Genomic DNA, 20,621 nt, shown 5'->3' with positions numbered 1-20,621 from the left:
CGCAAGAGTGGTTTGTTCGATGAAAGCCGGTCGGCTACTTGACCTGCTGCTTGCCCAGCTTGCGCGCCAGCGTGCGCCGGTGCATGCCGAGCCTGCGCGCGGTCTCCGAGATGTTGAAGCCGGTCTCGGCCAGCGTCTCGTGGATGCGCTCCCATTCGAGCGTCTTGATCGAGGTGGAGCGATTGGTCAGCTCGACCTCGGTGGTGCCGGTGGCGCGGCCGAAGGCGGCCTCGATGTCGTCGGTGTTCGAGGGCTTGGCCAGGTAGTGGCAGGCGCCGAGCTTGATAGCTTCCACCGCGGTGGCGATGCTGGCGAAGCCCGTGAGCACCACGATCAGCATCTTCGGGTTGTGCCGGTGCAGCATCTGCACGCACGCCAGGCCCGAGGCCTCGCCGTTGAGCTTGAGGTCGACCACCGCGTAGCCGGGCGTGGCGGTGGCCAGCAGGGCCTCGACCTCGGCGAGGTTGCTCGCGTGCGTCACGCCGTAGCCGCGGCGCTCGAAGGAGCGGCCGAGCGCGCGCGCGAAGGCGCCATCGTCCTCGACGATCAGCAGCTGGCGCTGCTCTTCAGCTCCGGTTTCGCTCATTGCCTTCCATTCCGATGGTCCTGCTGGCGGCGATGGCTTCGGCATCGGCCTCGTCATCGTCCACTTCCGAATCTTCTTCCTCGAGCACGATGGCCGCGAGCGGCAGCGTGATCTTCACGATGGCGCCGCCTTCCGGCCGGTTGGCCGCCGCGACGCGCCCGCCCACGGTGCGCGCCACGTTCACCACCAGGAACAGCCCCAGCCCGCCGCCCGCGCGGCCCTTGCTCGACTGGTAGGGTTTGCCGAACTCCTTGAGGATGGCCGGCAGGAAGCCGGGGCCCGCGTCGGTGACGGTGATCGTCAGCGCGTCGGCGTCGTGCGCCGCCTCGAGGCGCAGCCAGTGCGGCGACGCCTCCAGCGCATTGTCGAGCACGTTGCAGATCATCTGCTTGAGGGCCGAGTCGGAAACCATGGGCAGGTCGCGGCCGAAGCGGTTGTCGTACTCGAAGTCTTCCACCGGGCGGGTGGTGCGCCATTCCTCGACCAGGTCGTCGAGGAAGGTGCTGACGGTGGTTTCTTCCGACGATTCGCCGCGCGCCTCGCCGGCCGACAGCAGGATGCCGCTCACGATGCTCTTGCAGCGCTGGATCTGCAGCTCCATCTCGGCCACCTCGGTCAGCAACTCAGGGTCGGAGCTGAAGTGCGGCAGCCGGCGCCAGTCGCCCAGGATCACCGCCAGCGTGGCCAGCGGCGTGCCGAGCTCGTGCGCCGCGCCCGAGGCCAGCAGGCCCATGCGCACGATGTGCTCTTCTTCCGAGGCGCGCTGGCGCAGGTCGGCCAGCCGCGCGTCGCGCGCGCGCAGGTTGCGGCTGATGCGGGTGATGAAGATCACCAGCAGGGCGGCGTTCAGCGCGAAGCACACCAGCATGCCCTGGATGTAGGGGCTCCACAGGCCGCGGTCGTGGTCCAGCGGCAGCGCGAGTGGGCGCGAGAACAGCGCCAGCCCGGCAAAGCAGATGCTGGTGATGACGACCATGGTCCAGGTCGACCAGGCCTTCAGCAGCACCGCGCCCAGCGTCACCTGCAGCAGGAAGAGAAACACGAAAGGGTTGGTCGCGCCGCCGCTGAGGTAGAGCTGCGCCGTGAGCGTGGCCACGTCGACCAGCAGCGCGAGGAACAGCTCGCCGTTGGTCACGCGCCGGTGGCTGCGCGAGCGCAGCAGGCTCACCATGTTGAAGAGGGCGAGGCAGGCCAGCACCTGCAGCATGTGGTCCAGCGGCAGCCGGATCTCGAAGCCGTAGTGCACCACCAGGATGGTGGCGACCTGCCCGACCACCGCGAACCAGCGCAGCTGTATCAGCTGCTGCATGTTCTGGTGGCCGATGGCGTTGTCCAGGCTCGCGACGCCGGCGCGGGGCGGGTGCAGCTCGCCCGCGACCGCGGCGGATTCAGCCGTCGCGGCGGGCATCTTGGTCGGCGGGGCGGGCGTCGGCATGGGCCGCATTTTCGCTGCGCCGCACGAACCAGGCCGCGATCAGCACCATCAGGGCAAGGCCATACCAGGTCAGGGCGTAGACGAGGTGGCTGTTGGGAAAGGAAATGACAGTCAGGCCGCCTGCGGGCCAGGCGGGGGTGTCGTTGGCATTCGCAGGGGCTGGCGCGGCCTCCGCATCGACGAAGTAGGGCGCCACGTCGGCCAGGCCGCGCGCTGCGGCGATGGCCTGCACGTCGCGCGAGAACCAGCGGTCGCCGGCCGGATCGTTCTTGCGCAGGAAGCCGCCCTTGGGCTCGGTCAGGCGCAGCAGGCCGGCCACGGTGGTCTCGCCCTGGGGCTCAGTGGTGGCGCGCGCCTCGCGCTTCTGCGCTTCAGGCGGCACGAAGCCGCGGTTGACGAGCACCACGGTGCCGTCGGCGCTGTTGCGCAGCGGGGTCAGCACCCAGAAGCCGACGCCGAGCCTGGTGCTGGCCTGCACCAGCGTCTCTTTGTCGTGGAGGAAGGTGCCGGCAAGGCGGACATGCCGGTATTCGTCGTTGGCCGCGTTGACCGTGGGCCATTCGGTTCGCCCGGGGGCCGTGGCGGCCGGGGCATGCACGCGCTGGTCGACGCGTGCGATGAGATCGAGCTTCCAAGCCCTGCGCTCGACCTGCCAGGTGCCGAGCGCGAAGAAGCCGGCGAAGGCGAGGACTGCGCAGACCGCCAGCGCCACCCGTGCGGCGGTGGAGCGCCGGCGGACGGCCTGCTGCGCCATCAGGGCATGTTCTTCATGTCGTGCATCGAGTGCGGCATCATGTTGGTGTTCATGTGGTACATGACCCACAGCGAACCGGCCAGCGTGATGACCACGAGCACGAGCGTGAAGATGAGCGCCAGCATGTTCCAGCCGCCCTCGGACTTGGCGTCCATGTGCAGGAAGTACACCATGTGCACCACGATCTGCACCACGGCGAAGGCCAGGATGACGAGCGCGGTGGTGTTGGGCTTGTCGAAGACCTTGGCCATCACGAGCCAGAACGGAATGGCGGTGAGGATCACGGCCAGCACGAAGCCGGTCATGTAGCCCTTGAAGGTGCTGTGGCTCACCGGGCCGTCGTCGTGCCCGTGGTCGTCGTGGCCATGTGCGCCGTGGCCGGCGGTTTCGGTGTGCGCGCTCATTGCAGCGATCCCATCAGATACACGAAGGTGAAGACGCCGATCCAGACCACGTCCAGGAAGTGCCAGAACATCGACAGGCACATCAGGCGGCGGCGGTTGGCGGCGGTGAAGCCGTGCTTGGGCAGCTGGATCATCAGCACGATGAGCCAGACGATGCCGAAGGTCACGTGCAGGCCGTGGGTGCCCACCAGCGCGAAGAACGACGACAGGAAGGCGCTGCGCTGCGGGCCCGCGCCTTCATGGATCAGGTGCGCGAACTCGTACAGCTCCAGGCCGATGAAGCCTGCGCCCAGCAGGCCGGTGATGGCCAGCCAGATCAGCATGCCGCGCATGCGGCGCTTCTGCATCTCGAGCACGGCGAAGCCGTAGGTGATGGACGACAGCAGCAGCAGCGAGGTGTTGATCGCCACCAGCGGTAGGTCGAACAGGTCGGCGCCCGAGGGGCCGGCCGCGTAGCTGCGGCCCAGCACGCCGTACACCGCGAACAGGCAGGCGAAGATGAGGCAGTCGCTCATCAGGTAGAGCCAGAAGCCCAGCAGCGTGCCGTTCTCGGGGTGGTGGTCTTCGTTGCGGACGTTGAAGACCTCGAACGCGGGCGCGCTCGCGGCCACGTTGCCGGGGGAAGAGATAGCGGTGGTATTAGACATTGGCAGCCAGCAGGCGCGTGCGCGCGTCTTCGGTGCGGACGACATCTTCCGCGGGGATGTAGTAGTCGCGCTTGTAGTTGAAAGTGTGGATGATCGTGGCGGCGAGCATGGCGACGAAGCCGATGCCGGCCACCAGCCACATCTGCCAGATCAGGGCGAAGCCGCAAACCGCTGCCAGCGCCGCGATGATGAAGCCGGCGGCCGTGTTCTTGGGCATGTGGATCGGGCTGAAGCCTTCCAGCGGGCGCTGGTAGCCGCGGGCCTTCATGTCGGACCAGGCGTCGTTGTCATGCACGCGCGGCGTGAACGCGAAGTTGTAGGCCGGCGGCGGCGACGAGGTCGCCCATTCCAGCGTACGGCCGTTCCACGGGTCGCCCGTGGTGTCGCGCAGCTTGTCGCGGCGGATGAAGCTCACCACCAGCTGGATCAGGAACGAGGCGATGCCCAGCGCGATCAGCACGGCGCCGAAGGCGGCGACCTGGAACCAGATCTGCAGCGACATGTCCTGGAAGTGGCTCATGCGGCGGGTGACGCCCATCAGGCCCAGGATGTACAGCGGCATGAAGGCGAACCAGAAGCCGACGATCCAGAACCAGAACGAGCACTTGCCCCAGAACGGGTCGAGCTTGTAGCCGAAGGCCTTCGGGAACCAGTAGGTGATGCCCGCCAGCATGCCGAACAGCACGCCGCCGATGATCACGTTGTGGAAGTGGGCGATCAGGAACAGGCTGTTGTGCAGCACGAAGTCGGCCGGGGGAACGGCCAGCAGCACGCCGGTCATGCCGCCGATCACGAAGGTGATCATGAAGCCGATGGTCCACATCATGGGCAGCTCGAAGCGGATGCGGCCGCGGTACATGGTGAAGAGCCAGTTGAAGATCTTCGCCCCTGTCGGGATCGAGATGATCATCGTCGTGATGCCGAAGAACGAGTTCACGCTGGCGCCGGAGCCCATGGTGAAGAAGTGGTGCAGCCAGACCAGGTACGACAGGATGGTGATCACGACCGTGGCGTACACCATCGAGGCGTAGCCGAAGAGGCGCTTGCCGGAGAACGTGGAAACCACTTCCGAGAAGATGCCGAAGGCCGGCAGGATCAGGATGTACACCTCGGGGTGGCCCCAGATCCAGATCAGGTTCACGTACATCATGGCGTTGCCGCCGAGGTCGTTCGTGAAGAAGTTGGTGCCTGCGTAGCGGTCGAGCGACAGCAGGGCCAGCACGGCGGTCAGCACCGGGAAGGCGGCGACGATCAGCACGTTGGTGCACAGGGCGGTCCAGGTGAAGACGGGCATCTTCATCATGGTCATGCCGGGTGCGCGCATCTTCACGATGGTGGCCAGCAGGTTCACGCCGGAAAGCAATGTGCCCACCCCCGCTATCTGCAACGACCATATGTAGTAGTCGACCCCCACGTCGGGGCTGAAGAGGATGCCCGACAGCGGCGGGTAGGCCAGCCAGCCGGTCTTGGCGAACTCGCCGACGAACAGCGACGCCATCACCAGGCCTGCGCCGAAGGTGGTCATCCAGAAGCTGAAGTTGTTCAGGAACGGGAAGGCCACGTCGCGCGCGCCGATCTGCAGCGGCACCACGAAGTTCATGAGGCCCGTGACCAGCGGCATCGCCACGAAGAAGATCATGATCACGCCGTGGGCGGTGAAGATCTGGTCGTAGTGGTGCGGCGGCAGGAAGCCCGCGTTGTCGCCGAAGGCGATGGCCTGCTGGGCGCGCATCATGAGCGCGTCGGCGAAGCCGCGAAGCAGCATCACCAGGCCCAGGATGATGTACATGATGCCGATCTTCTTGTGGTCGATGCTGGTGATCCAGTCGCGCCACAGGGTGCCCCACAGCTTGAAGTAGGTCAGTGCGCCCAGGACGGCCAGGCCGCCCAGGATCACGCCGGCAAAGGTCACGAGCAGGATCGGCTCGTGCAGGGGAATCGCCTCCCAGGAGAGGCGGCCGAAGACGAGCTTCGTCAGGTCAAGGTTCTGCAACATCTTATTCTTCGGTGGTGCACATCGCGGTGACGTACTTGCGCTTGGGCGTATCGAGGGAGTCGACGTCCCATGCCTGCTTGGTGGCGACGTTGAAGGCGCCGGGCTTGCCCATGCCGCCGCTGGCGTCGATGGCCATCATTTCCTTCATGCACATCTTGTTGCGGTCCACGCACTGGTTGAGGATCGCGTCGTACAGGTCGGAGGCAACGGTGGGGTAGTGGCGCACGGGCTCGCGCTCGCTCGGCACTTCGAGCTTCTTGTAGAGGTCGCGCGAGAGTTCGCCGTCCTTGCCGGTCTTGACCTTCTGCACCCACTGGTCGAAGCCTTCGTTGCTCAGGCCGTGGAACTTGAAGCGCATGCCCGAGAAGCCGGCGCCGCTGTAGTTGGCGGAGAAGCCTTCGAACTCGCCCGGCTTGTTGATGACGGCGTGCAGCTTGGTTTCCATGCCCGGCATGGCATAGATCTGGCCGGCCAGCGCGGGAATGAAGAAGGAGTTCATGACCGAGGAGGCCGTGATCTTGAAGGTGATCGGACGGTCGACCGGGGCGGCCAGTTCGTTCACCGTGGCGATGCCCTGCTCGGGGTAGATGAAGAGCCACTTCCAGTCGAGGGCCACCACTTCCACCGTCAGCGGCTTGGTTTCCGCCGGGATCGGGCGCTGGGCGTCGAGGCGGCGCAGCGGCTGGTAGGGGTCGAGCACGTGGGTGCTGATCCAGGTGATGGCGCCCAGCGCGATGATGATGAGCAGCGGCGCCGCCCAGATCGCCAGCTCGAGCTGGGTGGAGTGGTCCCAGTCGGGGCTGTAGGTGGCTTCCTTGTTGGACTGGCGATAGCGCCAGGCAAAGAAGATGGTCAGGCCGATCACCGGAATGATGATGATCAGCATCAGCACGGTGGAGACGACGATGAGGCGTCCCTGCTGATGGGCGATGTCGCCGGAGGGGTTCATCAGCACCGTGTTGCAGCCCGCCAGGAGCATGGCGGAGAGCAGCAGGAGTGCTCGGCGAAGGTTCTTGAGGATGTGCATGCCGGGGGAAAAGAGGTGCAGGGGCGACGCAAAAAGACCCCACAATCTACGCCCGATGACGGGTTTCGCCTATTGGACGTTTTGTCCTATGGCGGTAAATGTGATTCGGTGCGACGCTCTGGGGTCTCCCATGGTCTTATGGTGTCGCGCCGCGGCGTTACACCTGAATTACAGCAAGCAATGACGACGTCCAGCATCATTTCGCAAGGCGCACAGCCGCTGCCGAATCCGGCCGATCACGGCGGCGCCCGGCAGGGCGACGACCACTCGCACATCGCCCCCGGCGAGATCGCGGTCGGTGTGGTCATCGGTCGCGCCTCCGAATATTTCGACTTCTTCGTCTACGGCATCGCCTCGGTGCTGGTGTTCCCGGCGGTCTTCTTCCCGTTCGAGCAGCACCTCGAGGGCGTTCTCTATTCGTTCCTGATCTTCTCGTTCGCCTTCATCGCGCGTCCGTTCGGAACTGTCATCTCGATGATGATCCAGCGACGTTTCGGGCGGGAAGCCAAGCTCACGCTGGCGCTCTTCGTGCTTGGCACCTCCACCGCCGGCATCGCCTTCCTGCCGGGCTATTCGAGCCTGGGCTTCACGGCCATCGTGCTGCTGTCTGTGTTCCGTTTCGGCCAGGGCCTGGCGCTGGGCGGCTCGTGGGACGGCCTGCCGTCGCTGCTGGCGCTGAACGCGCCGGCCAACCGCCGCGGCTGGTACGCCATGCTGGGCCAGCTGGGCGCTCCCATCGGCTTCTTCATTGCCAGCGCGCTTTTCGCCTACCTGTATTCCAGCCTGCCGTCGGAAGACTTCCTCGACTGGGGCTGGCGCTATTCCTTCTACGTGGCCTTCGCGATCAACGTGGTGGCGCTCTTCGCCCGCCTGCGCCTCGTGGCCACCGACGAATACTCGCGCCTGCTCGAAGAGCGCGAACTGGAACCCACCAGCGTCACCGAGCTGGTCAGCTCCCAGGGCAGCAACATCCTGATCGGTGCGTTCGCCGCGCTGGCCAGCTACGCGCTGTTCCACCTGATCACGGTGTTCCCGCTGTCGTGGATCACGCTGTACTCCGACCAGTCGGTCACCGAGTTCCTGGTGATCCAGATGATCGGCGCGGCCTTCGGCGCCGCCGGCATCGTGGCCTCGGGCCTGCTGGCCGACCGCATCGGCCGCCGCTTCACGCTGGGCGGCCTGGCCGCGGTGATCGCCGCTTTCAGCGGCTTCGCCCCCACGCTGCTCGACGGCGGCCGCGTCGGCCAGGACATCTTCATCCTGCTGGGCTTCGTGATCCTGGGCCTCTCGTACGGCCAGGCAGCCGGCGCGGTGACCTCCAACTTCGCGCCCAAGTACCGCTACGTCGGTGCGGCGCTCACGGCCGACGTGGCCTGGCTGATCGGCGCGGCCTTCGCTCCGCTGGTCGCGCTCGGCCTCTCTGCCCACTTCGGCCTGGCCTATGTGAGCGTGTACCTGCTGTCGGGTGCGATCGCCACGCTGGCGGCGCTGGGGCTCAACCGGGCGCTGGCGCGGGACTGAGGTCTCTTCGTACAGGAAAGAAAAAAGGGGCCGCGCAGGCCCCTTTTCGTTTTTCATTAGGATGCCCCGATGTTCGCCGCCGCAATCTTCGACATGGACGGGCTGCTGATCGACTCGGAGCGCCCCATCATGGCTGCCTGGATCGATGTCGCCCGCACGCTCGGCATCGAGCTTTCGCACAGCCAGTACATGCAGGTGGTGGGGCTGGCCACCGCCGAGTCCGAGCAGATCCTCGCCTCGCTGCTGGGTGGGCCCGACGCGTACAGCCACGCAGTAGACCTCGTGCGCCAGCGCCTGCAGCTGGAGCGCTCAGACGGCACGCCGCTGTTCCCCATCAAGCCCGGCGCAGCCGAGATCCTGGCGGCGCTGCGCGAGCGCGGCACGCGCTGCGCCGTGGCTTCGTCGTCGACCAGCGTGCAGATCCAGTCCTGCCTCGGCAGCCTCGGCGTGCTGGACCACTTCTCGGCCTTCGCGGGCGGCGACGAGGTTGTGCGCGCCAAGCCCGATCCGGCGCTCTACCTGCTCGCGGCCGAGCGTCTCGGCGTGGACCCGGCCGAATGCATCGCCTTCGAGGACAGCGAGAACGGCGCCAAGGCGGCGCTCGCTGCCGGCCTGCGGGTGGTGGTCGTGCCCGACCTGAAGCATCCGCCTGCATCCATTCTCGATCGGGCGTTCCATGTGCTCGATTCGCTGCACGACGCGCTGGCGCACCTGCCGCGCTGGTTTCCTCTGCAGCCGGCGCGCAACGCGCAATCCGCATGATCAAGATCGGCACGCTCTGCCACGTGGTCGACAGCTGCCTGGCGTCGCCCTTCACGGAGCGTGCCGTGGGCCGGATCGTGGAGGTGGTCTCCGCACCCTACGAAGCGCCCAGCGAGCGCTACCTGCCCGGCACCTACTACGACGTGCTGTTCGAGGGCTGGACCTTCTACTGCCGCAGCGACAAGCTGGTGCCCATCTCCGATCCCGACGCCGAGATCGAACGCTGGGAAGACGCCTTCCTCGACGAGCCGGCGCCCACCGCTCAGAGCACCTCGTCGCGCAACTGCGGAAAAACCTTCGACACCTTCGCAAGCAGGTAGTCGCCGTAGCGCCCGCTGAAGGCGTGCACGTTGGCGCGGTCCCAGCGCTCGGCGCTGTCGTCTCGTGCCTCCGCGCCCGCTAGACCTTCGATGCGCTGAACGCGCGCCTCGAAGTTCGGATCGAAGAAGAGGGGGAACGACAGCCGGTCGTGCCCCGAGGTGTTGCGCTTCACGCGGTGCGGCGTCGACTTGTAGAGCCCGCCGGTCATGCGGTCGAGCATGTCGCCGATGTTGCAGACGAAGGAGCCCGCCACCGGCGGTGCGTCGATCCATCCATCGGGCGTGTGCACCGCGAGGCCGCCGATGTGGTCCTGGTGCAGGATCGTCAGCAGCCCGTAGTCGGTGTGCTCGCCCACGCCCCACTGCACGTCGAGGCCTTCGGGCACCGGTTGCGACGGGTAGTTGAAGAGGCGGAACAGGATCAGCGGGTCGGCCGTGTAGCGCGCGGCGAAGTAGCCGGCCTCCAGGCCGAGGCTCAGCGCGATGCCCTCCATCAGCCGGTGGCCCAACTGCGTGACGGCTTCCATGTAGTCGAGGATGGTCTCGCGAAAGCCCGGCACGTCGGGGAACAGGTTCGGCCCGTGCACCGGCGTCTTCGCCTGCACCAGTGGATGCGTGGCGGGCAGCTCGGAGCCGAGATACAGGCCTTCCTTCCAGTCGGGCCGGCCCGAGGTCAGCTCGCCGCCGAGCGGGAAGAAGCCGCGCCAGGCGCGACCGCCGAGGGCCATGCGCCACCGCATCTTGGTTTCTTCGGGCAGATCGAAGAAGCGGTGGCTCAGGTCTTCGAGCCGCTTCACCAGCGCGGCGTCGACGCCGTGGCCGGTCACGTAGAAGAAGCCGTGCGCGCGGCAGGCGGCGCCGATCTGCGCGGCGACGGCATCGCGCCCGGCGGTGCCTGCGACGAGCGCGGAAACGTCGATGAGGGGGAGGGATGAGTCGGTCATGCGTCTCTCGCGAAGGGGGAGCGGATGTCGGCCAGGAACTGCTGCGCGCGCGGATGTTGCGGCCGGTTGAAGAAGTCGTCGGGCGTGGCGCGCTCCAGCACCTTGCCTTCGTCCATGAAGAGCACGCGGTCGGCCACCTCGCGCGCGAAGCCCATCTCGTGCGTTACGCAGACCATGGTCATGCCGTCGCGCGTGAGGTCGCGCATCACCAGCAGCACCTCGCCGACCATCTCGGGGTCGAGCGCGCTGGTGGGCTCGTCGAACAGCATCAGCGGCGGCTGCATCGCGAGCGCGCGGGCGATCGCCACGCGCTGCTGCTGGCCGCCCGACAGTTCGCCGGGCCAGGCGTTGGCCTTGTTCGACAGGCCGACGCGGTTCAGCAGCGCCATCGCGCGCTCGTCGGCCTGCTTGCGCGTGAGGCCGCGCAGCTGCATCGGTGCCATCGTGCAGTTCTGCAGCACCGTGAGATGCGGGAACAGGTTGAACTGCTGGAACACGAAGCCGATGCGCGAGCGGAATTCGTTCACGTCCAGGCCCGGCGCATGGATGTCCTGGCCGTTCACCACGATGCGGCCCGACTGGATCGGCTCCAGCCGGTTGAAGGTGCGGATCAGCGTCGACTTGCCCGAGCCCGAGGGCCCGCACACCACGACGACCTCGCCCTTGTGGATGGTCTCGGTCACGTCGACCAGCGCGTGGTAGCTGCCGTACCACTTGTTGACTTTTTCGAGTTCGATCATGCAGACACCTTGGTGGCGGCGGTGGAGATGCCGCGGCGCGCGAGCCGGCGTTCGAGCCAGTAGGCGAAGCGCGAGAGGCCGAAGCACAGGATGAAATACGTGCCGCCCAGGATCAGGTAGATCTGCGCGGGCTTGGTGAACACCTGCGTGTTGATCTGCGTCGCGATGAACGACACCTCGGCCAGCCCGATGATGTAGCCCAGCGAGGTCTCCTTGATGGTCGAGACGAACTGGTTCACCAGCGAGGGCAGCATGCTGCGCAGCGCCTGCGGCAGCACCACGAGGCGCATCGCGGCGCCGTAGCCCAGGCCCAGCGCGCGGGCGGTTTCCATCTGCCCGCGCGGCAGGCCCTGGATGCCGGCGCGCACGATCTCGGCGAGGTAAGCCGCGTCGAACACCACCAGCGCGATCAGCATGGTGGTGAACTGGTCGGTCTTCACGCCGGTGACGCTGGGCAGGAAGAAGTAGGCCCAGAAGATCACCATCAGCAGCGGCAGTCCGCGCACCACGAACACGAAGCCCGTGACCGGCCAGCGCAGCCAGCGCCACGGGCTCACGCGCGCCAGCCCGAGCACGATGCCCAGCGGCAGCGCCAGCACCAGCCCGCAGGAGGCCAGCAGCAGCGTGAGCATCAGCCCGCCAAGCGGGCCGTTCGGGTACTGCCCGATGAGAAAGTAGACCCAGTAGTCGTTGATGATCTGAAGCATCGCGCCGTCGCCTTCCTCAGATCGTCCGCACCGGATACCGGTGGTGATACCAACTCGCCAGCCCCGTGATCGCCAGCGACACCGTGAGGTAGGCCGCGCTCGCGAACGCGAAGGACTCGAAGCTGCGGAAGGTCGCGCTCTCGACCTGGCCGGCCTGGTACATCAGCTCGGCCACGCCGATCACGGTGGCGATGGAGGTGTTCTTCCACAGGCTCAGCGTCTGCGAGATGAGCGGCGGGATGGTCACGCGCAGCGCCTGCGGCAGCACCACGCGGCGCATGGTGGCGAGGTAGCTGAAGCCCATCGCGCGGCCGGCCTCGAACTGCACGGTGGGAATCGCGCGGATGCCGCTTCGGATGTCTTCCGCCATGAAGGCCGCCGTGTACAGCGCGAGCGCGATGATGGCGCTGTAGGCCTCGATGTGCCCCGCGTAGAGCCACTGCTTGATGTCCTCAGGCAGCAGCTCGGGCGCGCCGAAATACCAGAAGAGCATGTGCGCGAGCAGCGGGATGTTGCGGATCGACTCCACGTAAGCAAAGCCGAGCCAGCGCAGCGGGGCGAAGGGCGACAGCCGCAGCAGCGCCACCACCAGCGCGATGGGCAGCGCCAGCACCAGCGAGGCCGCGAGCAGCTGCAGCGACAGCAGCAGGCCCGCGACAAGCATGTCGTGGTACTTGCCGGTCAGCAGCAAGGAATAGTCGAACAGGGGCATGGGGGGCGACAGTATCACCGCCGCGAGAGGGCTTGGCTCCCTCCCCCGCTGGGGAGGGTTGGGGTAGGGGCACGGCGGCGCCTGGAAAGACGCGGCGCTCATGCGAAGGCCGCTTGCCCCCATCCCGGCCTTCCCCCAGCGGGGGAAGGAGAAAGGCTCGAGACCTGGCTCAGTCGATCTTGTCGCTCTCGAGCTTGAAGTCGCGCGACTGGAAGCCTGATGCCGTGTCGGGGCCGTACCACTTGATGAAGATCTTCTGCGCTTCGCCCGACTTCTCGAGATCGCGCAGCGTGTCGTCCACCACGGCCTTCAGGCCGCTCTCGCCTTTCTTGATGCCGATGGCCAGTGCCTCGGTGCTCAGGTTCTGCTTGAGCACCACGTACTGCGCCTTCTGCGGGCCCAGCTTGGCGTAGCTGCGCAGCAGCGCCGCCTCGTCGTCCACGTAGCCCACGCCCTTGCCCTGCTGCAGGGCCTGGAAGGCCTGCTGGCTCGTGTCGAAGGTCACGACCTCGACGTTGGGCACGGCCTTGCGGATGTTCGGCTCCTGCGTGCCGCCGCGGATGGTCAGCACCTTCTTGCCGGCGAGCTGCGGCACTTCGGAGATGCCGCTGTCCTTCTTCACGATGGCCTTCTGGCCCGTCACGAAGGTGGTGAGCGAGAAATCGATCTGCGCCTCGCGCTCCTTGTTGTGCGTGAGGCCGGCGGCCACCAGGTCCACGTGGCCCTGCTGCAGCTCGGGAATGCGCGCGGCCACGGCGATCTGCTTGAGCACCGGCTTCACGCCGATCTTCTTCGCGATGGCGTTCACCAGGTCCACCTCGTAGCCGACGATCTGGCGGGTCTTGGGGTCGACGAAGGTCGCGGGCTCGTCCGTGCCGAGCACGCCGACGACCAGTTCGCCCTTCTTCTTGATGTCGGCCAGCTGGTCCGCGTGTGCGGCGGTGCCGAGCAGGAAAGTGGAGGCGGCGAGGGCCGCGGCTGCAATCAGGTTCATGCGCATGTTCTTCTCCTTGGTGGAAAGCAGAGGGGCGAGACCATATCAATAAAACCCCTGATTATTAAATCGTCAATCGACATATGCATATGGTTAAGCTGAAGGCCGCTTTTTCGGGCTGGGTTAAATTCGCGGCGCAAAAAACGCGCTTCGAGCGCCTTTCTCCCGGTCCTTCCCGCCTCCCTCCAGCATCTCTTCGAGCGAGATCCTCATGATCATCAAACCCCGCGTGCGCGGCTTCATCTGCGTCACCACCCATCCCGCCGGCTGCGAAGCCAACGTCCGCCAGCAGATCGAATACGTCAAGGCAAAGCCTGCCATCGAAGGCGGCCCGAAGAAGGTGCTGGTGATCGGCGCATCGACAGGCTACGGCCTCGCGGCACGCATCACGGCCGCCTTCGGCTGCGGCGCCGACACGCTGGGCGTGTTCATGGAGCGCGCCGGCACCGAGACCAAGCCCGGCTCGCCCGGCTGGTACAACACCGCCGCCTTCGAGCGCGCAGCACACGCCGAAGGCCGCTATGCGAAGAGCATCAACGGCGACGGTTTCTCCGACGCGATGAAGCAGCAGGTCATCGACACCATCCGCGCCGACCTGGGGCAGGTCGACCTCGTCGTCTACAGCCTGGCCGCGCCGCGGCGCACGCATCCGAAGAGCGGCCAGGTCTTCAACTCGGTGCTCAAGCCCGTGGGCAAGGCGGTGACCTTGCGCGGCCTCGACACCGACAGCGGGACCGTGAAGGAATCGGTGCTCGAGCCCGCCACGCAGGAGGAAATCGACAACACCGTGGCCGTGATGGGCGGCGAAGACTGGCAGATGTGGATCGACGCGCTGCAGCAGGCCGGCGTGCTGGCCGATGGCGCCAAGACCACGGCCTTCACCTACCTGGGCGAGAAGATCACGCACGACATCTACTGGAACGGCTCCATCGGCGAGGCCAAGAAGGACCTCGACCAGAAGGTGCTGGGCATCCGCGCGCAGCTCGCGCCCAAGGGCGGCGACGCGCGCGTGTCGGTGCTGAAAGCGGTGGTCACGCAGGCCAGCTCGGCGATTCCGATGATGCCTCTGTACCTGTCGCTGCTCTTCAAGGTGATGAAGGAAGAGGGCACGCACGAGGGCTGCATCGAGCAGGTGCACGGGCTCTACGCTGAGAGCCTCTACGGCGGCACGCCGCACATCGACGAGGAAGGCCGCCTGCGCGCCGACTACAAGGAGCTGGCGCCGCAGGTGCAGTCGCGGGTGCTGGAACTCTGGCCGCAGGTGACCGACGCCAACCTCGGCGAGCTCACCGATTTCGCCGGCTACAAGGCCGAGTTCCTGCGGCTCTTCGGCTTCGCCGTGGAGGGCGTGGACTACGAGGCCGACGTGAACCCCGATGTGGGCATTCCCGGCCTCGTGCAGCTCTAGCAGGCGCCTGAGGGGATACTTCCGCCCATGCAGATTCAAGAAAAGCCGCCCGCCGGCACGCCCTTCGACTGGATCGGCGGCGAGCCGAAAGTGGAGGCGCTGGTCGAGCGCTTCTACGACCTGATGGACCTCGAGCCCGCCTACGCGCAACTGCGCGCGGTGCACGGCACCAGCCTCGACAATGCACGCCAGCGCCTGTTCTGGTTCCTCTGCGGCTGGCTGGGCGGGCCGCAGCACTACACCGATCGCTTCGGCCACCCGATGCTGCGCGCGCGCCACCTGCCGCAGAGCATCGGCGGCCACACCATCGGCATCAAGGAACGCGACCAGTGGCTGGCCTGCATGGACCAGGCGATGGGCGAGACGGGCGTGCCGGAAGACCTGCGCGCACGCCTTCGCGACTCCTTCTTCAAGACCGCCGACTGGATGCGCAACCGCGGTGAATAAGGCTCGCCCCCAGGCTGCGCGCACTTCGTGTCGCCGCGCCAACCCCCTGCCGGGGGGCAACACCTGCGGCTCGGCAAAGCCGGTTCCGCGGTGTTCCGCGAACAGGGCGGGACCGTCAGCGAACTGAATAGACATTGACTCGAAGGACCTTTCCATGAATTCCATCGTCATCATCGGCGGCGGCCACGCCGCGGCCCAGCTTTGCGCCGGCCTCGCTGAAGCCGGGCAGGGCGCGCGCGTGCACCTGGTCTGCGAGGAGGCCTGCGAGCCGTATCACCGCCCCCCGCTGTCCAAGGCCTTCCTGAAGAGCGCCGAGGAAACGACGCAGCCGCACAAGGCCGCCGACTGGTATCGCGAGGCGGGCATCACGCTGCACCTGGGCGATGCGGCCGTGGCCATCGACCGCGAGGCGCACACCGTCACGCTGCGTTCCGGCGCGATCCTGCCGTGGGAGCAGCTGGTGCTGGCCACCGGTACGCGCGCGCGCCAGATGCCCGACCTGAAGCCCGGCCTGGAGAACGTCGCCAGCCTGCGTGCGGCCGACGAGGCGCATCGCCTGCGCACGCGGCTCGCGGCGGCGGAGAAGGTCACGGTGCTCGGCGGCGGCTTCATCGGGCTCGAAGTGGCGGCCACCGCCAAGGCGCTCGGCAAGACGGTGCAGGTCATCGAGAGCGCGCCGCGCCTGCTGGGGCGCGCCGTGTCGCCCGAGCTGTCGGCGCACGTGCTGGCCACGCATCGCGCGGCGGGCATCGACATCGTGCTCGGCGCGCAGACCGGCGCGTTCGAGGTCGAAGGCGACCGGCTGGTGTCGCTGCAGGTCAACGGCGAGAAGCAGCCGGTCGACCTGCTGCTGCTGGGCATCGGCGCTGTGCCCGAGACCGCGCTCGCGCAAGCCGCGGGCATCGAGTGCGCGGACGGCATCGTGGTCGATGGCCACATGCAGACCAGCGCGGCCGGCGTGCTTGCGGTGGGCGACTGCACGCGCTTTCCCGATCGCCGCGCGGGCCGCGCGCTGCGGCTCGAATCGGTGCAGAACGCCAACGACCAGGCGCGCACGGCGGTCGCCACGCTGACCGGCGAGGCACGCGCACACGACGCGGTCGCGTGGTTCTGGTCCGACCAGGGCAGCATGCGCCTGCAGATGGTGGGCCTGATGCCCGCCGAAGGAACACCGGGTCTGAGCAGCGTGCGACGCGCGGGTCCGAAGCCCGAAGCGTTCTCGCTGTTCCACTACGTCGACGGCCAGCTCGTGTGCGTGGAATCGGTGAACGCACCGGTCGACCACATGATGAGCCGCAAGCTGCTCGAAGCGGGCCGCAGCCCCGATGCGGCGGCGGTGGCGGATGCGTCCGTTCCGCTGAAGAACCTGCTGGCCTGAGCTGACGAAGCTGCTCAGCGCCGCGCGGGCGCCAGCAGCACCACCAGCGCCCCGGCTCCGCCCTCGGCCGGCTTGGCCTGCACGAAGGCGATCACCTCGTTCTTCTGGATCAGCCAGCGCTGGGTCTTGGTCTTCAGCACCGGCTGCTTGCCGGGCGAACCCAGTCCCTTGCCGTGCACCACGCGCACGCAGCGCAGGCCCTGCTTGTAGGCGTTGCGGATGAAGCCGCCCAGGGTCTCGCGCGCCTCGTCGCTGCGCAGCCCGTGCAGGTCGACCTGCGCCTGGATCGCCCAGTCGCCCTTGCGCAACCGCGCGGTGACGTCGGTTCCGATGCCGGGGCGGCGGAAGCTCATGGCGTCGTCCACGTCGAGCAGCGTGGTCACGTCGAACTCGTCGGAAAGCGATTCGCGCAGCACGCGCTGCTCGTCGAGCTGGTGCTGCACCGGGATGGGCGCGGGCGGCTCCGGCGCGAGCGGCACCACGGCCTTGCGGCGCAGCGGCTCGGTGGCACCGATGGCGCGGGCGAACAGGTCTTTCTCGGCCGCGCGTTTGCGTTCGGCCTGCGCCTTGGCCGCCGCCTCCGCGGCCTCGCGCTCGCGGGTTTCGGCGAGCACGCGCTGCACCTGCTTGAGGTCGGCGAGATTCTTGATGGAGGGAGCGCGCACGGCCATCAGAGCAGCCCCCTCTCGGCCATCGAGAAGCTCTGCCCGGTGCTCACGATGATGTGGTCGAGCACGCGCACGTCAACCAGGGCCAGCGCGGCGCGCAGCGTCTGCGTGAGCGACTCGTCGGCGCGCGAGGGCTCGATGCTGCCGCTCGGGTGGTTGTGCGCCAGCACCACGGCCGCAGCCTGGTGGTGGATGGCGCGCGTGACCACTTCCCGCGGATAGACGCTGGTCTGCGTGAGCGTGCCGCGGAACATTTCCTCCAGCGCGATCATGCGGTGCCGCACGTCGAGGAACACCACCGCGAACACCTCGTAGGGGCGCGTGCCGATGTGCAGCTGAAGGTATTGCTTGACCGCGTCGGGCGAATCGAACACCGCGCGCTCGCGCAGCTTCTCGCCCATGGCGCGGCGCGCCAGCTCGAGCACCGCGATGAGTTCGGAGCGCTTGGCGCTGCCGCCCATGCCCTTGACCGACTTGAGGTCTTCGGCGCCGGTGTGCAGCAACCCCGAAAGGCCGCCGAAGCGCTCGAGCAGCTGCTGCGCGAGCTGCAGCACGTTCTTGCCCGCCACGCCGGTGCGCAGCAGCAGGGCCAGCAGCTCGGCGTCTGCCAGCGCGGAGGCGCCGCGCGAGATGAGTTTTTCGCGCGGGCGGGCGTCGAGAGGGAGATCCTTGAAAGACATGAAACCCCGGGGTGAAACCTTGGCGGAGCCGGGTGGAAGCCCCGGTCCTTAAAATGAGGCTCAGTTTATCGGGACACCTCCCTGTCTTTGCCCACCTCCGCTGCTCCATGTCCCAAGTCGTGAATTCCGGCTCCTTTCTCACCCTGCACTACCGGCTGGCCGGGCCGGCGGGCGACATCATCAACACTTTCGCCGACAAGCCTGCGACCCTGTCGCTGGGCACCGGCGAGCTTTCTCCCGCCATGGAGCAGCGCCTGATGGGCCTGGAGGAGGGCACGCACGCCACCTTCGAGCTGCCCGCCGGCGAGGCCTTCGGCGAGCGCAATCCCGACATGCAGCAGTGGGTGGCCAGGAAGCTGCTCGCGCAGATGGGCGACCCCGACGAGCAGTACGCCGTGGGCGACGTGGTGCAGTTCCCCACGCCCGACGGCACGGGCAGCTACGCGGGCGCGGTCATCGAATCGAACGACACCGCGGTGCGCTTCGACTTCAACCACCCGCTCGCGGGCCAGCCCGTGACCTTCGAAGTGAAGCTCATCGGCGTGCTATGAACCCTGGAATCTCCGAAGTCATCCTGGCCGAGCCGCGCGGCTTCTGCGCGGGCGTGGACCGCGCCATCGAGATCGTCGAGCGCGCCATCGCCAAGTTCGGCGCACCCATCTACGTGCGCCACGAGATCGTGCACAACACCTACGTGGTGAACGAGCTCAAGGCCAAGGGCGCGATCTTCATCGAGGAACTCTCCGACGTGCCGCCCGGCGCCACGCTGGTGTTCAGCGCGCACGGCGTGAGCAAGGCGGTGGAGCAGGAGGCGCGCGACCGCGGCTTCTCGATCTTCGACGCCACCTGCCCGCTGGTGACCAAGGTGCACGTCGAGGTCGCCAAGCTCGCGAAGGAAGGCTACGAGTTCATCATGATCGGCCACAAGGGGCACCCCGAGGTCGAGGGCACGATGGGCCAGCTCTCCAGCGGCATCCACCTGGTGGAAGACGTGGAAGACGTTGCAAAGGTCGCCCCGGCGCAGACCGACAAGCTCGCCGTGGTCACGCAGACCACGCTGAGCGTGGACGACGCCGCCGACATCGCCGCGGCCGTGCGCATGCGCTTTCCCAAGGTGCGCGAGCCCAAGCAGCAGGACATCTGCTACGCCACCCAGAACCGCCAGGACGCGGTGAAGATCATGAGCCCGCAGGTCGATCTCGTGATCGTGGTCGGCAGCCCCACCAGCTCCAACAGCAACCGGCTGCGCGAATTGGCGCAGCGCCTGGGCACCGAGAGCTACATGGTCGATTCGGCCGCCGAACTCCAGCCCGCGTGGTTCGAGGGCAAGACGCGCATCGGCATCACCGCGGGCGCCTCGGCGCCCGAGGTGCTGGTGCGTGACGTGATCGACCAGGTGCGCGCATTCGGCGCCGTGTCGGTCCGCAAGATGGACGGCATCGAGGAAACCATCAAATTCCCGCTGCCCAAGGGCCTCAAACTCGACGACATTCCGCCTCCTGGACACATCTCTTGAGCAATACGCAAACCGCCCCCGCCGTCGATTGGCGCTCCGAAATAGATAGCGCATCGCAAAGGCTGGGCGAGCGCGCCCGCCACTTCCTGCGCGAAACCCCGCTGTGGAAGCTGCCGGCGGCGGCCTTCGGCGTCGATGCGCCGGGCGCCGAGATCTGGCTCAAGCTCGAGCACATGCAGGTCAGCGGCAGCTTCAAGGCGCGCGGCATGATGAACCGCCTGCTGGCCAACGAGATCCCGCCGAGCGGCGTGGTCGTGGCCTCGGGCGGCAATGCGGGCATTGCGACGGCTGCCGCGGCGCAGGCGCTGGGCGTGCCCTGCCAGGTGTTCCTGCCGGGCGTGTCCCCCGAAGCCAAGCGCGCACGGCTGCGTGCACTGGGCGCCGAGGTGGTCGTGGTCGGCGAGCTTTACCCCGATGCGCTGGCCGCCTGCCTTGCGCGCCAGAAGGAATCGGGCGCCTTGCTCACCCACGCCTACGACCAGCCCGAAGTGGTGGCCGGCGCCGGCACGCTGGGCCGCGAGATCGAAAAGCAGGGCGGCCTGCCCGATGCCGTGCTGGTGAGCGTGGGCGGCGGCGGCCTGATCGGCGGCCTCGCCGGCTGGTTCGAGAAGCGCGCCCGCGTCGTGGCGCTGGAGCCCGAGAAGGCGCCCACGCTGTTCCGCGCCCGCGAGGCCGGCGAGCCGGTCGATGTGGAAGTGGGCGGCATCGCCGCCGATTCGCTCGGCGCGCGCCGCATCGGCGCCATCGCCTGGGAGATCACGCAGCAGCAGGTGCAGGATGCGCTGCTGCTGTCCGACGACGCCATCCGCGCAGCCCGGCAATGGCTCTGGAAGGAACTGAAGCTGGCGGTGGAGCCGGCCGCCGCGCTGCCGCTGGCGGCGCTGCAGACCGGCGCCTACGTGCCGCGCGCGGGAGAGAAGGTGTGCCTGATCGTCTGCGGGGCGAACGTCGATCCCGCGACGGTCGCCTGAAAAC

Annotated in this window: 23 protein-coding genes; 9 read left to right on the top strand and 14 right to left on the bottom strand. The window is 67.5% G+C overall.

Annotated elements, in window-relative coordinates; genetic code table 11:
* Window positions 1–34: 34 nt before the first annotated feature.
* The 7 genes from BMY35_RS10790 to cyoA are packed head-to-tail and all read right to left on the bottom strand — an operon-like array spanning window position 35 to window position 6,849.
* Window positions 35–586: a response regulator transcription factor gene (locus tag BMY35_RS10790; RefSeq protein WP_093198012.1), complete on the bottom strand. Its 552-nt coding sequence runs from the start codon at window positions 584–586 to the stop codon at window positions 35–37.
* Entirely contained in the window at window positions 567–2,021 is a 1,455-nt protein-coding gene (locus BMY35_RS10785) for an ATP-binding protein (protein WP_256228297.1), read from the bottom strand. The genes BMY35_RS10790 and BMY35_RS10785 overlap by 20 nt, the downstream gene beginning before the upstream one ends.
* Window positions 1,975–2,775, bottom strand: a complete 801-nt coding sequence (locus tag BMY35_RS10780; RefSeq protein ID WP_093198009.1) for an SURF1 family protein — start codon at window positions 2,773–2,775, stop codon at window positions 1,975–1,977. Before BMY35_RS10780 ends, BMY35_RS10785 begins: the two co-directional genes overlap by 47 nt.
* Window positions 2,775–3,179 carry a cytochrome o ubiquinol oxidase subunit IV gene (gene cyoD / locus BMY35_RS10775; RefSeq protein ID WP_093198007.1) on the bottom strand — a complete coding sequence of 135 codons (405 nt, stop codon included), beginning with the start codon at window positions 3,177–3,179 and terminating at the stop codon, window positions 2,775–2,777. The genes BMY35_RS10780 and cyoD overlap by 1 nt, the downstream gene beginning before the upstream one ends.
* Window positions 3,176–3,826 carry a cytochrome o ubiquinol oxidase subunit III gene (gene cyoC / locus BMY35_RS10770; protein WP_093198004.1) on the bottom strand — a complete coding sequence of 217 codons (651 nt, stop codon included), beginning with the start codon at window positions 3,824–3,826 and terminating at the stop codon, window positions 3,176–3,178. The genes cyoD and cyoC overlap by 4 nt, the downstream gene beginning before the upstream one ends.
* Window positions 3,819–5,822: a cytochrome o ubiquinol oxidase subunit I gene (cyoB, locus tag BMY35_RS10765; RefSeq protein WP_093198002.1), complete on the bottom strand. Its 2,004-nt coding sequence runs from the start codon at window positions 5,820–5,822 to the stop codon at window positions 3,819–3,821. The genes cyoC and cyoB overlap by 8 nt, the downstream gene beginning before the upstream one ends.
* 1 nt (window position 5,823) lies before the next feature.
* Window positions 5,824–6,849, bottom strand: coding sequence for a ubiquinol oxidase subunit II (cyoA, locus tag BMY35_RS10760; protein WP_093197999.1), 1,026 nt, complete (start codon window positions 6,847–6,849; stop codon window positions 5,824–5,826).
* Between the two features lie 180 nt (window positions 6,850–7,029).
* Here cyoA and BMY35_RS10755 point away from each other — a divergent pair, with 180 nt between their 5' ends.
* From BMY35_RS10755 to BMY35_RS10745, 3 genes are all read left to right on the top strand, one after another.
* Window positions 7,030–8,370 (top strand): MFS transporter, encoded by a 1,341-nt coding sequence (locus BMY35_RS10755; RefSeq protein ID WP_093197997.1) that lies wholly within the window; start codon window positions 7,030–7,032, stop codon window positions 8,368–8,370.
* A 69-nt stretch (window positions 8,371–8,439) separates the two neighbouring features.
* Complete coding sequence (locus BMY35_RS10750) at window positions 8,440–9,132, top strand: HAD family hydrolase (protein WP_093197994.1); 693 nt, start codon at window positions 8,440–8,442, stop codon at window positions 9,130–9,132.
* Window positions 9,129–9,452, top strand: a complete 324-nt coding sequence (locus BMY35_RS10745) for a hypothetical protein (RefSeq protein ID WP_093197991.1) — start codon at window positions 9,129–9,131, stop codon at window positions 9,450–9,452. Before BMY35_RS10750 ends, BMY35_RS10745 begins: the two co-directional genes overlap by 4 nt.
* Here the strand turns inward: BMY35_RS10745 and BMY35_RS10740 are convergent.
* The 5 genes from BMY35_RS10740 to BMY35_RS10720 all read right to left on the bottom strand — a co-directional run bounded on the left by BMY35_RS10740 (window position 9,395) and on the right by BMY35_RS10720 (window position 13,555).
* Complete coding sequence (locus tag BMY35_RS10740; RefSeq protein ID WP_093197988.1) at window positions 9,395–10,396, bottom strand: isopenicillin N synthase family dioxygenase; 1,002 nt, start codon at window positions 10,394–10,396, stop codon at window positions 9,395–9,397. The two genes, BMY35_RS10745 and BMY35_RS10740, sit on opposite strands and share 58 nt — an antisense overlap.
* Window positions 10,393–11,136 carry an amino acid ABC transporter ATP-binding protein gene (locus BMY35_RS10735; protein ID WP_093197986.1) on the bottom strand — a complete coding sequence of 248 codons (744 nt, stop codon included), beginning with the start codon at window positions 11,134–11,136 and terminating at the stop codon, window positions 10,393–10,395. Before BMY35_RS10735 ends, BMY35_RS10740 begins: the two co-directional genes overlap by 4 nt.
* A complete protein-coding gene (locus BMY35_RS10730; protein WP_093197983.1) occupies window positions 11,133–11,843 on the bottom strand; it encodes an amino acid ABC transporter permease in 711 nt (236 codons plus the stop codon). The genes BMY35_RS10735 and BMY35_RS10730 overlap by 4 nt, the downstream gene beginning before the upstream one ends.
* A 16-nt stretch (window positions 11,844–11,859) precedes the next feature.
* Window positions 11,860–12,555 (bottom strand): amino acid ABC transporter permease, encoded by a 696-nt coding sequence (locus BMY35_RS10725; protein ID WP_093197981.1) that lies wholly within the window; start codon window positions 12,553–12,555, stop codon window positions 11,860–11,862.
* Window positions 12,556–12,724: 169 nt separating this feature from the next.
* Entirely contained in the window at window positions 12,725–13,555 is an 831-nt protein-coding gene (locus BMY35_RS10720; RefSeq protein ID WP_093197978.1) for an ABC transporter substrate-binding protein, read from the bottom strand.
* A gap of 205 nt (window positions 13,556–13,760) precedes the next feature.
* Between BMY35_RS10720 and fabV the strand changes: the two genes are divergently transcribed.
* The 3 genes from fabV to BMY35_RS10705 all read left to right on the top strand — a co-directional run bounded on the left by fabV (window position 13,761) and on the right by BMY35_RS10705 (window position 16,782).
* Complete coding sequence (gene fabV / locus BMY35_RS10715; RefSeq protein ID WP_093197976.1) at window positions 13,761–14,957, top strand: enoyl-ACP reductase FabV; 1,197 nt, start codon at window positions 13,761–13,763, stop codon at window positions 14,955–14,957.
* A 27-nt stretch (window positions 14,958–14,984) separates the two neighbouring features.
* Complete coding sequence (locus BMY35_RS10710) at window positions 14,985–15,404, top strand: group II truncated hemoglobin (protein ID WP_007839268.1); 420 nt, start codon at window positions 14,985–14,987, stop codon at window positions 15,402–15,404.
* A 154-nt stretch (window positions 15,405–15,558) separates the two neighbouring features.
* Window positions 15,559–16,782, top strand: a complete 1,224-nt coding sequence (locus BMY35_RS10705) for an NAD(P)/FAD-dependent oxidoreductase (RefSeq protein WP_093197973.1) — start codon at window positions 15,559–15,561, stop codon at window positions 16,780–16,782.
* 14 nt (window positions 16,783–16,796) lie between these two features.
* On the opposite strand, the gene BMY35_RS10700 is transcribed toward BMY35_RS10705, so the two are convergent.
* On the bottom strand, window positions 16,797–17,453 hold the full coding sequence (locus tag BMY35_RS10700; protein ID WP_093197971.1) for a Smr/MutS family protein: 657 nt from the start codon (window positions 17,451–17,453) through the stop codon (window positions 16,797–16,799).
* A complete protein-coding gene (radC, locus tag BMY35_RS10695; protein ID WP_093197968.1) occupies window positions 17,453–18,130 on the bottom strand; it encodes a RadC family protein in 678 nt (225 codons plus the stop codon). The genes BMY35_RS10700 and radC overlap by 1 nt, the downstream gene beginning before the upstream one ends.
* A 107-nt stretch (window positions 18,131–18,237) precedes the next feature.
* On the opposite strand from radC, the gene BMY35_RS10690 reads away from it, so the two are divergent.
* The 3 genes from BMY35_RS10690 to BMY35_RS10680 are packed head-to-tail and all read left to right on the top strand — an operon-like array spanning window position 18,238 to window position 20,617.
* Entirely contained in the window at window positions 18,238–18,681 is a 444-nt protein-coding gene (locus BMY35_RS10690) for an FKBP-type peptidyl-prolyl cis-trans isomerase (RefSeq protein ID WP_019656687.1), read from the top strand.
* The gene (gene ispH / locus BMY35_RS10685) at window positions 18,678–19,646 is read left to right on the top strand and encodes a 4-hydroxy-3-methylbut-2-enyl diphosphate reductase (RefSeq protein ID WP_093197966.1); all 969 of its coding nucleotides are present in this window, start codon (window positions 18,678–18,680) and stop codon (window positions 19,644–19,646) included. Before BMY35_RS10690 ends, ispH begins: the two co-directional genes overlap by 4 nt.
* Window positions 19,643–20,617 (top strand): threonine/serine dehydratase, encoded by a 975-nt coding sequence (locus tag BMY35_RS10680; protein WP_093197963.1) that lies wholly within the window; start codon window positions 19,643–19,645, stop codon window positions 20,615–20,617. Before ispH ends, BMY35_RS10680 begins: the two co-directional genes overlap by 4 nt.
* Window positions 20,618–20,621: the final 4 nt, after the last annotated feature.

The organism is Variovorax sp. YR750 (assembly GCF_900109805.1).
GTDB lineage: Bacteria > Pseudomonadota > Gammaproteobacteria > Burkholderiales > Burkholderiaceae_C > Variovorax > Variovorax gossypii.
Note: the sequence above shows the minus strand (reverse complement) of the source record. Positions and strands in the feature narration are given on the sequence as shown.

What these genes read in the sequence shown, in the direction of transcription:
- BMY35_RS10790 (WP_093198012.1), bottom strand. Translation starts at nt 586, where the DNA reads ATGAGCGAAACCGGAGCTGAAGAGCAGCGCCAGCTGCTGATCGTCGAG.
- BMY35_RS10785 (WP_256228297.1), bottom strand. Translation starts at nt 2,021, where the DNA reads ATGCCGACGCCCGCCCCGCCGACCAAGATGCCCGCCGCGACGGCTGAA.
- BMY35_RS10780 (WP_093198009.1), bottom strand. Translation starts at nt 2,775, where the DNA reads ATGGCGCAGCAGGCCGTCCGCCGGCGCTCCACCGCCGCACGGGTGGCG.
- cyoD (WP_093198007.1), bottom strand. Translation starts at nt 3,179, where the DNA reads ATGAGCGCGCACACCGAAACCGCCGGCCACGGCGCACATGGCCACGAC.
- cyoC (WP_093198004.1), bottom strand. Translation starts at nt 3,826, where the DNA reads ATGTCTAATACCACCGCTATCTCTTCCCCCGGCAACGTGGCCGCGAGC.
- cyoB (WP_093198002.1), bottom strand. Translation starts at nt 5,822, where the DNA reads ATGTTGCAGAACCTTGACCTGACGAAGCTCGTCTTCGGCCGCCTCTCC.
- cyoA (WP_093197999.1), bottom strand. Translation starts at nt 6,849, where the DNA reads ATGCACATCCTCAAGAACCTTCGCCGAGCACTCCTGCTGCTCTCCGCC.
- BMY35_RS10755 (WP_093197997.1), top strand. Translation starts at nt 7,030, where the DNA reads ATGACGACGTCCAGCATCATTTCGCAAGGCGCACAGCCGCTGCCGAAT.
- BMY35_RS10750 (WP_093197994.1), top strand. Translation starts at nt 8,440, where the DNA reads ATGTTCGCCGCCGCAATCTTCGACATGGACGGGCTGCTGATCGACTCG.
- BMY35_RS10745 (WP_093197991.1), top strand. Translation starts at nt 9,129, where the DNA reads ATGATCAAGATCGGCACGCTCTGCCACGTGGTCGACAGCTGCCTGGCG.
- BMY35_RS10740 (WP_093197988.1), bottom strand. Translation starts at nt 10,396, where the DNA reads ATGACCGACTCATCCCTCCCCCTCATCGACGTTTCCGCGCTCGTCGCA.
- BMY35_RS10735 (WP_093197986.1), bottom strand. Translation starts at nt 11,136, where the DNA reads ATGATCGAACTCGAAAAAGTCAACAAGTGGTACGGCAGCTACCACGCG.
- BMY35_RS10730 (WP_093197983.1), bottom strand. Translation starts at nt 11,843, where the DNA reads ATGCTTCAGATCATCAACGACTACTGGGTCTACTTTCTCATCGGGCAG.
- BMY35_RS10725 (WP_093197981.1), bottom strand. Translation starts at nt 12,555, where the DNA reads ATGCCCCTGTTCGACTATTCCTTGCTGCTGACCGGCAAGTACCACGAC.
- BMY35_RS10720 (WP_093197978.1), bottom strand. Translation starts at nt 13,555, where the DNA reads ATGCGCATGAACCTGATTGCAGCCGCGGCCCTCGCCGCCTCCACTTTC.
- fabV (WP_093197976.1), top strand. Translation starts at nt 13,761, where the DNA reads ATGATCATCAAACCCCGCGTGCGCGGCTTCATCTGCGTCACCACCCAT.
- BMY35_RS10710 (WP_007839268.1), top strand. Translation starts at nt 14,985, where the DNA reads ATGCAGATTCAAGAAAAGCCGCCCGCCGGCACGCCCTTCGACTGGATC.
- BMY35_RS10705 (WP_093197973.1), top strand. Translation starts at nt 15,559, where the DNA reads ATGAATTCCATCGTCATCATCGGCGGCGGCCACGCCGCGGCCCAGCTT.
- BMY35_RS10700 (WP_093197971.1), bottom strand. Translation starts at nt 17,453, where the DNA reads ATGGCCGTGCGCGCTCCCTCCATCAAGAATCTCGCCGACCTCAAGCAG.
- radC (WP_093197968.1), bottom strand. Translation starts at nt 18,130, where the DNA reads ATGTCTTTCAAGGATCTCCCTCTCGACGCCCGCCCGCGCGAAAAACTC.
- BMY35_RS10690 (WP_019656687.1), top strand. Translation starts at nt 18,238, where the DNA reads ATGTCCCAAGTCGTGAATTCCGGCTCCTTTCTCACCCTGCACTACCGG.
- ispH (WP_093197966.1), top strand. Translation starts at nt 18,678, where the DNA reads ATGAACCCTGGAATCTCCGAAGTCATCCTGGCCGAGCCGCGCGGCTTC.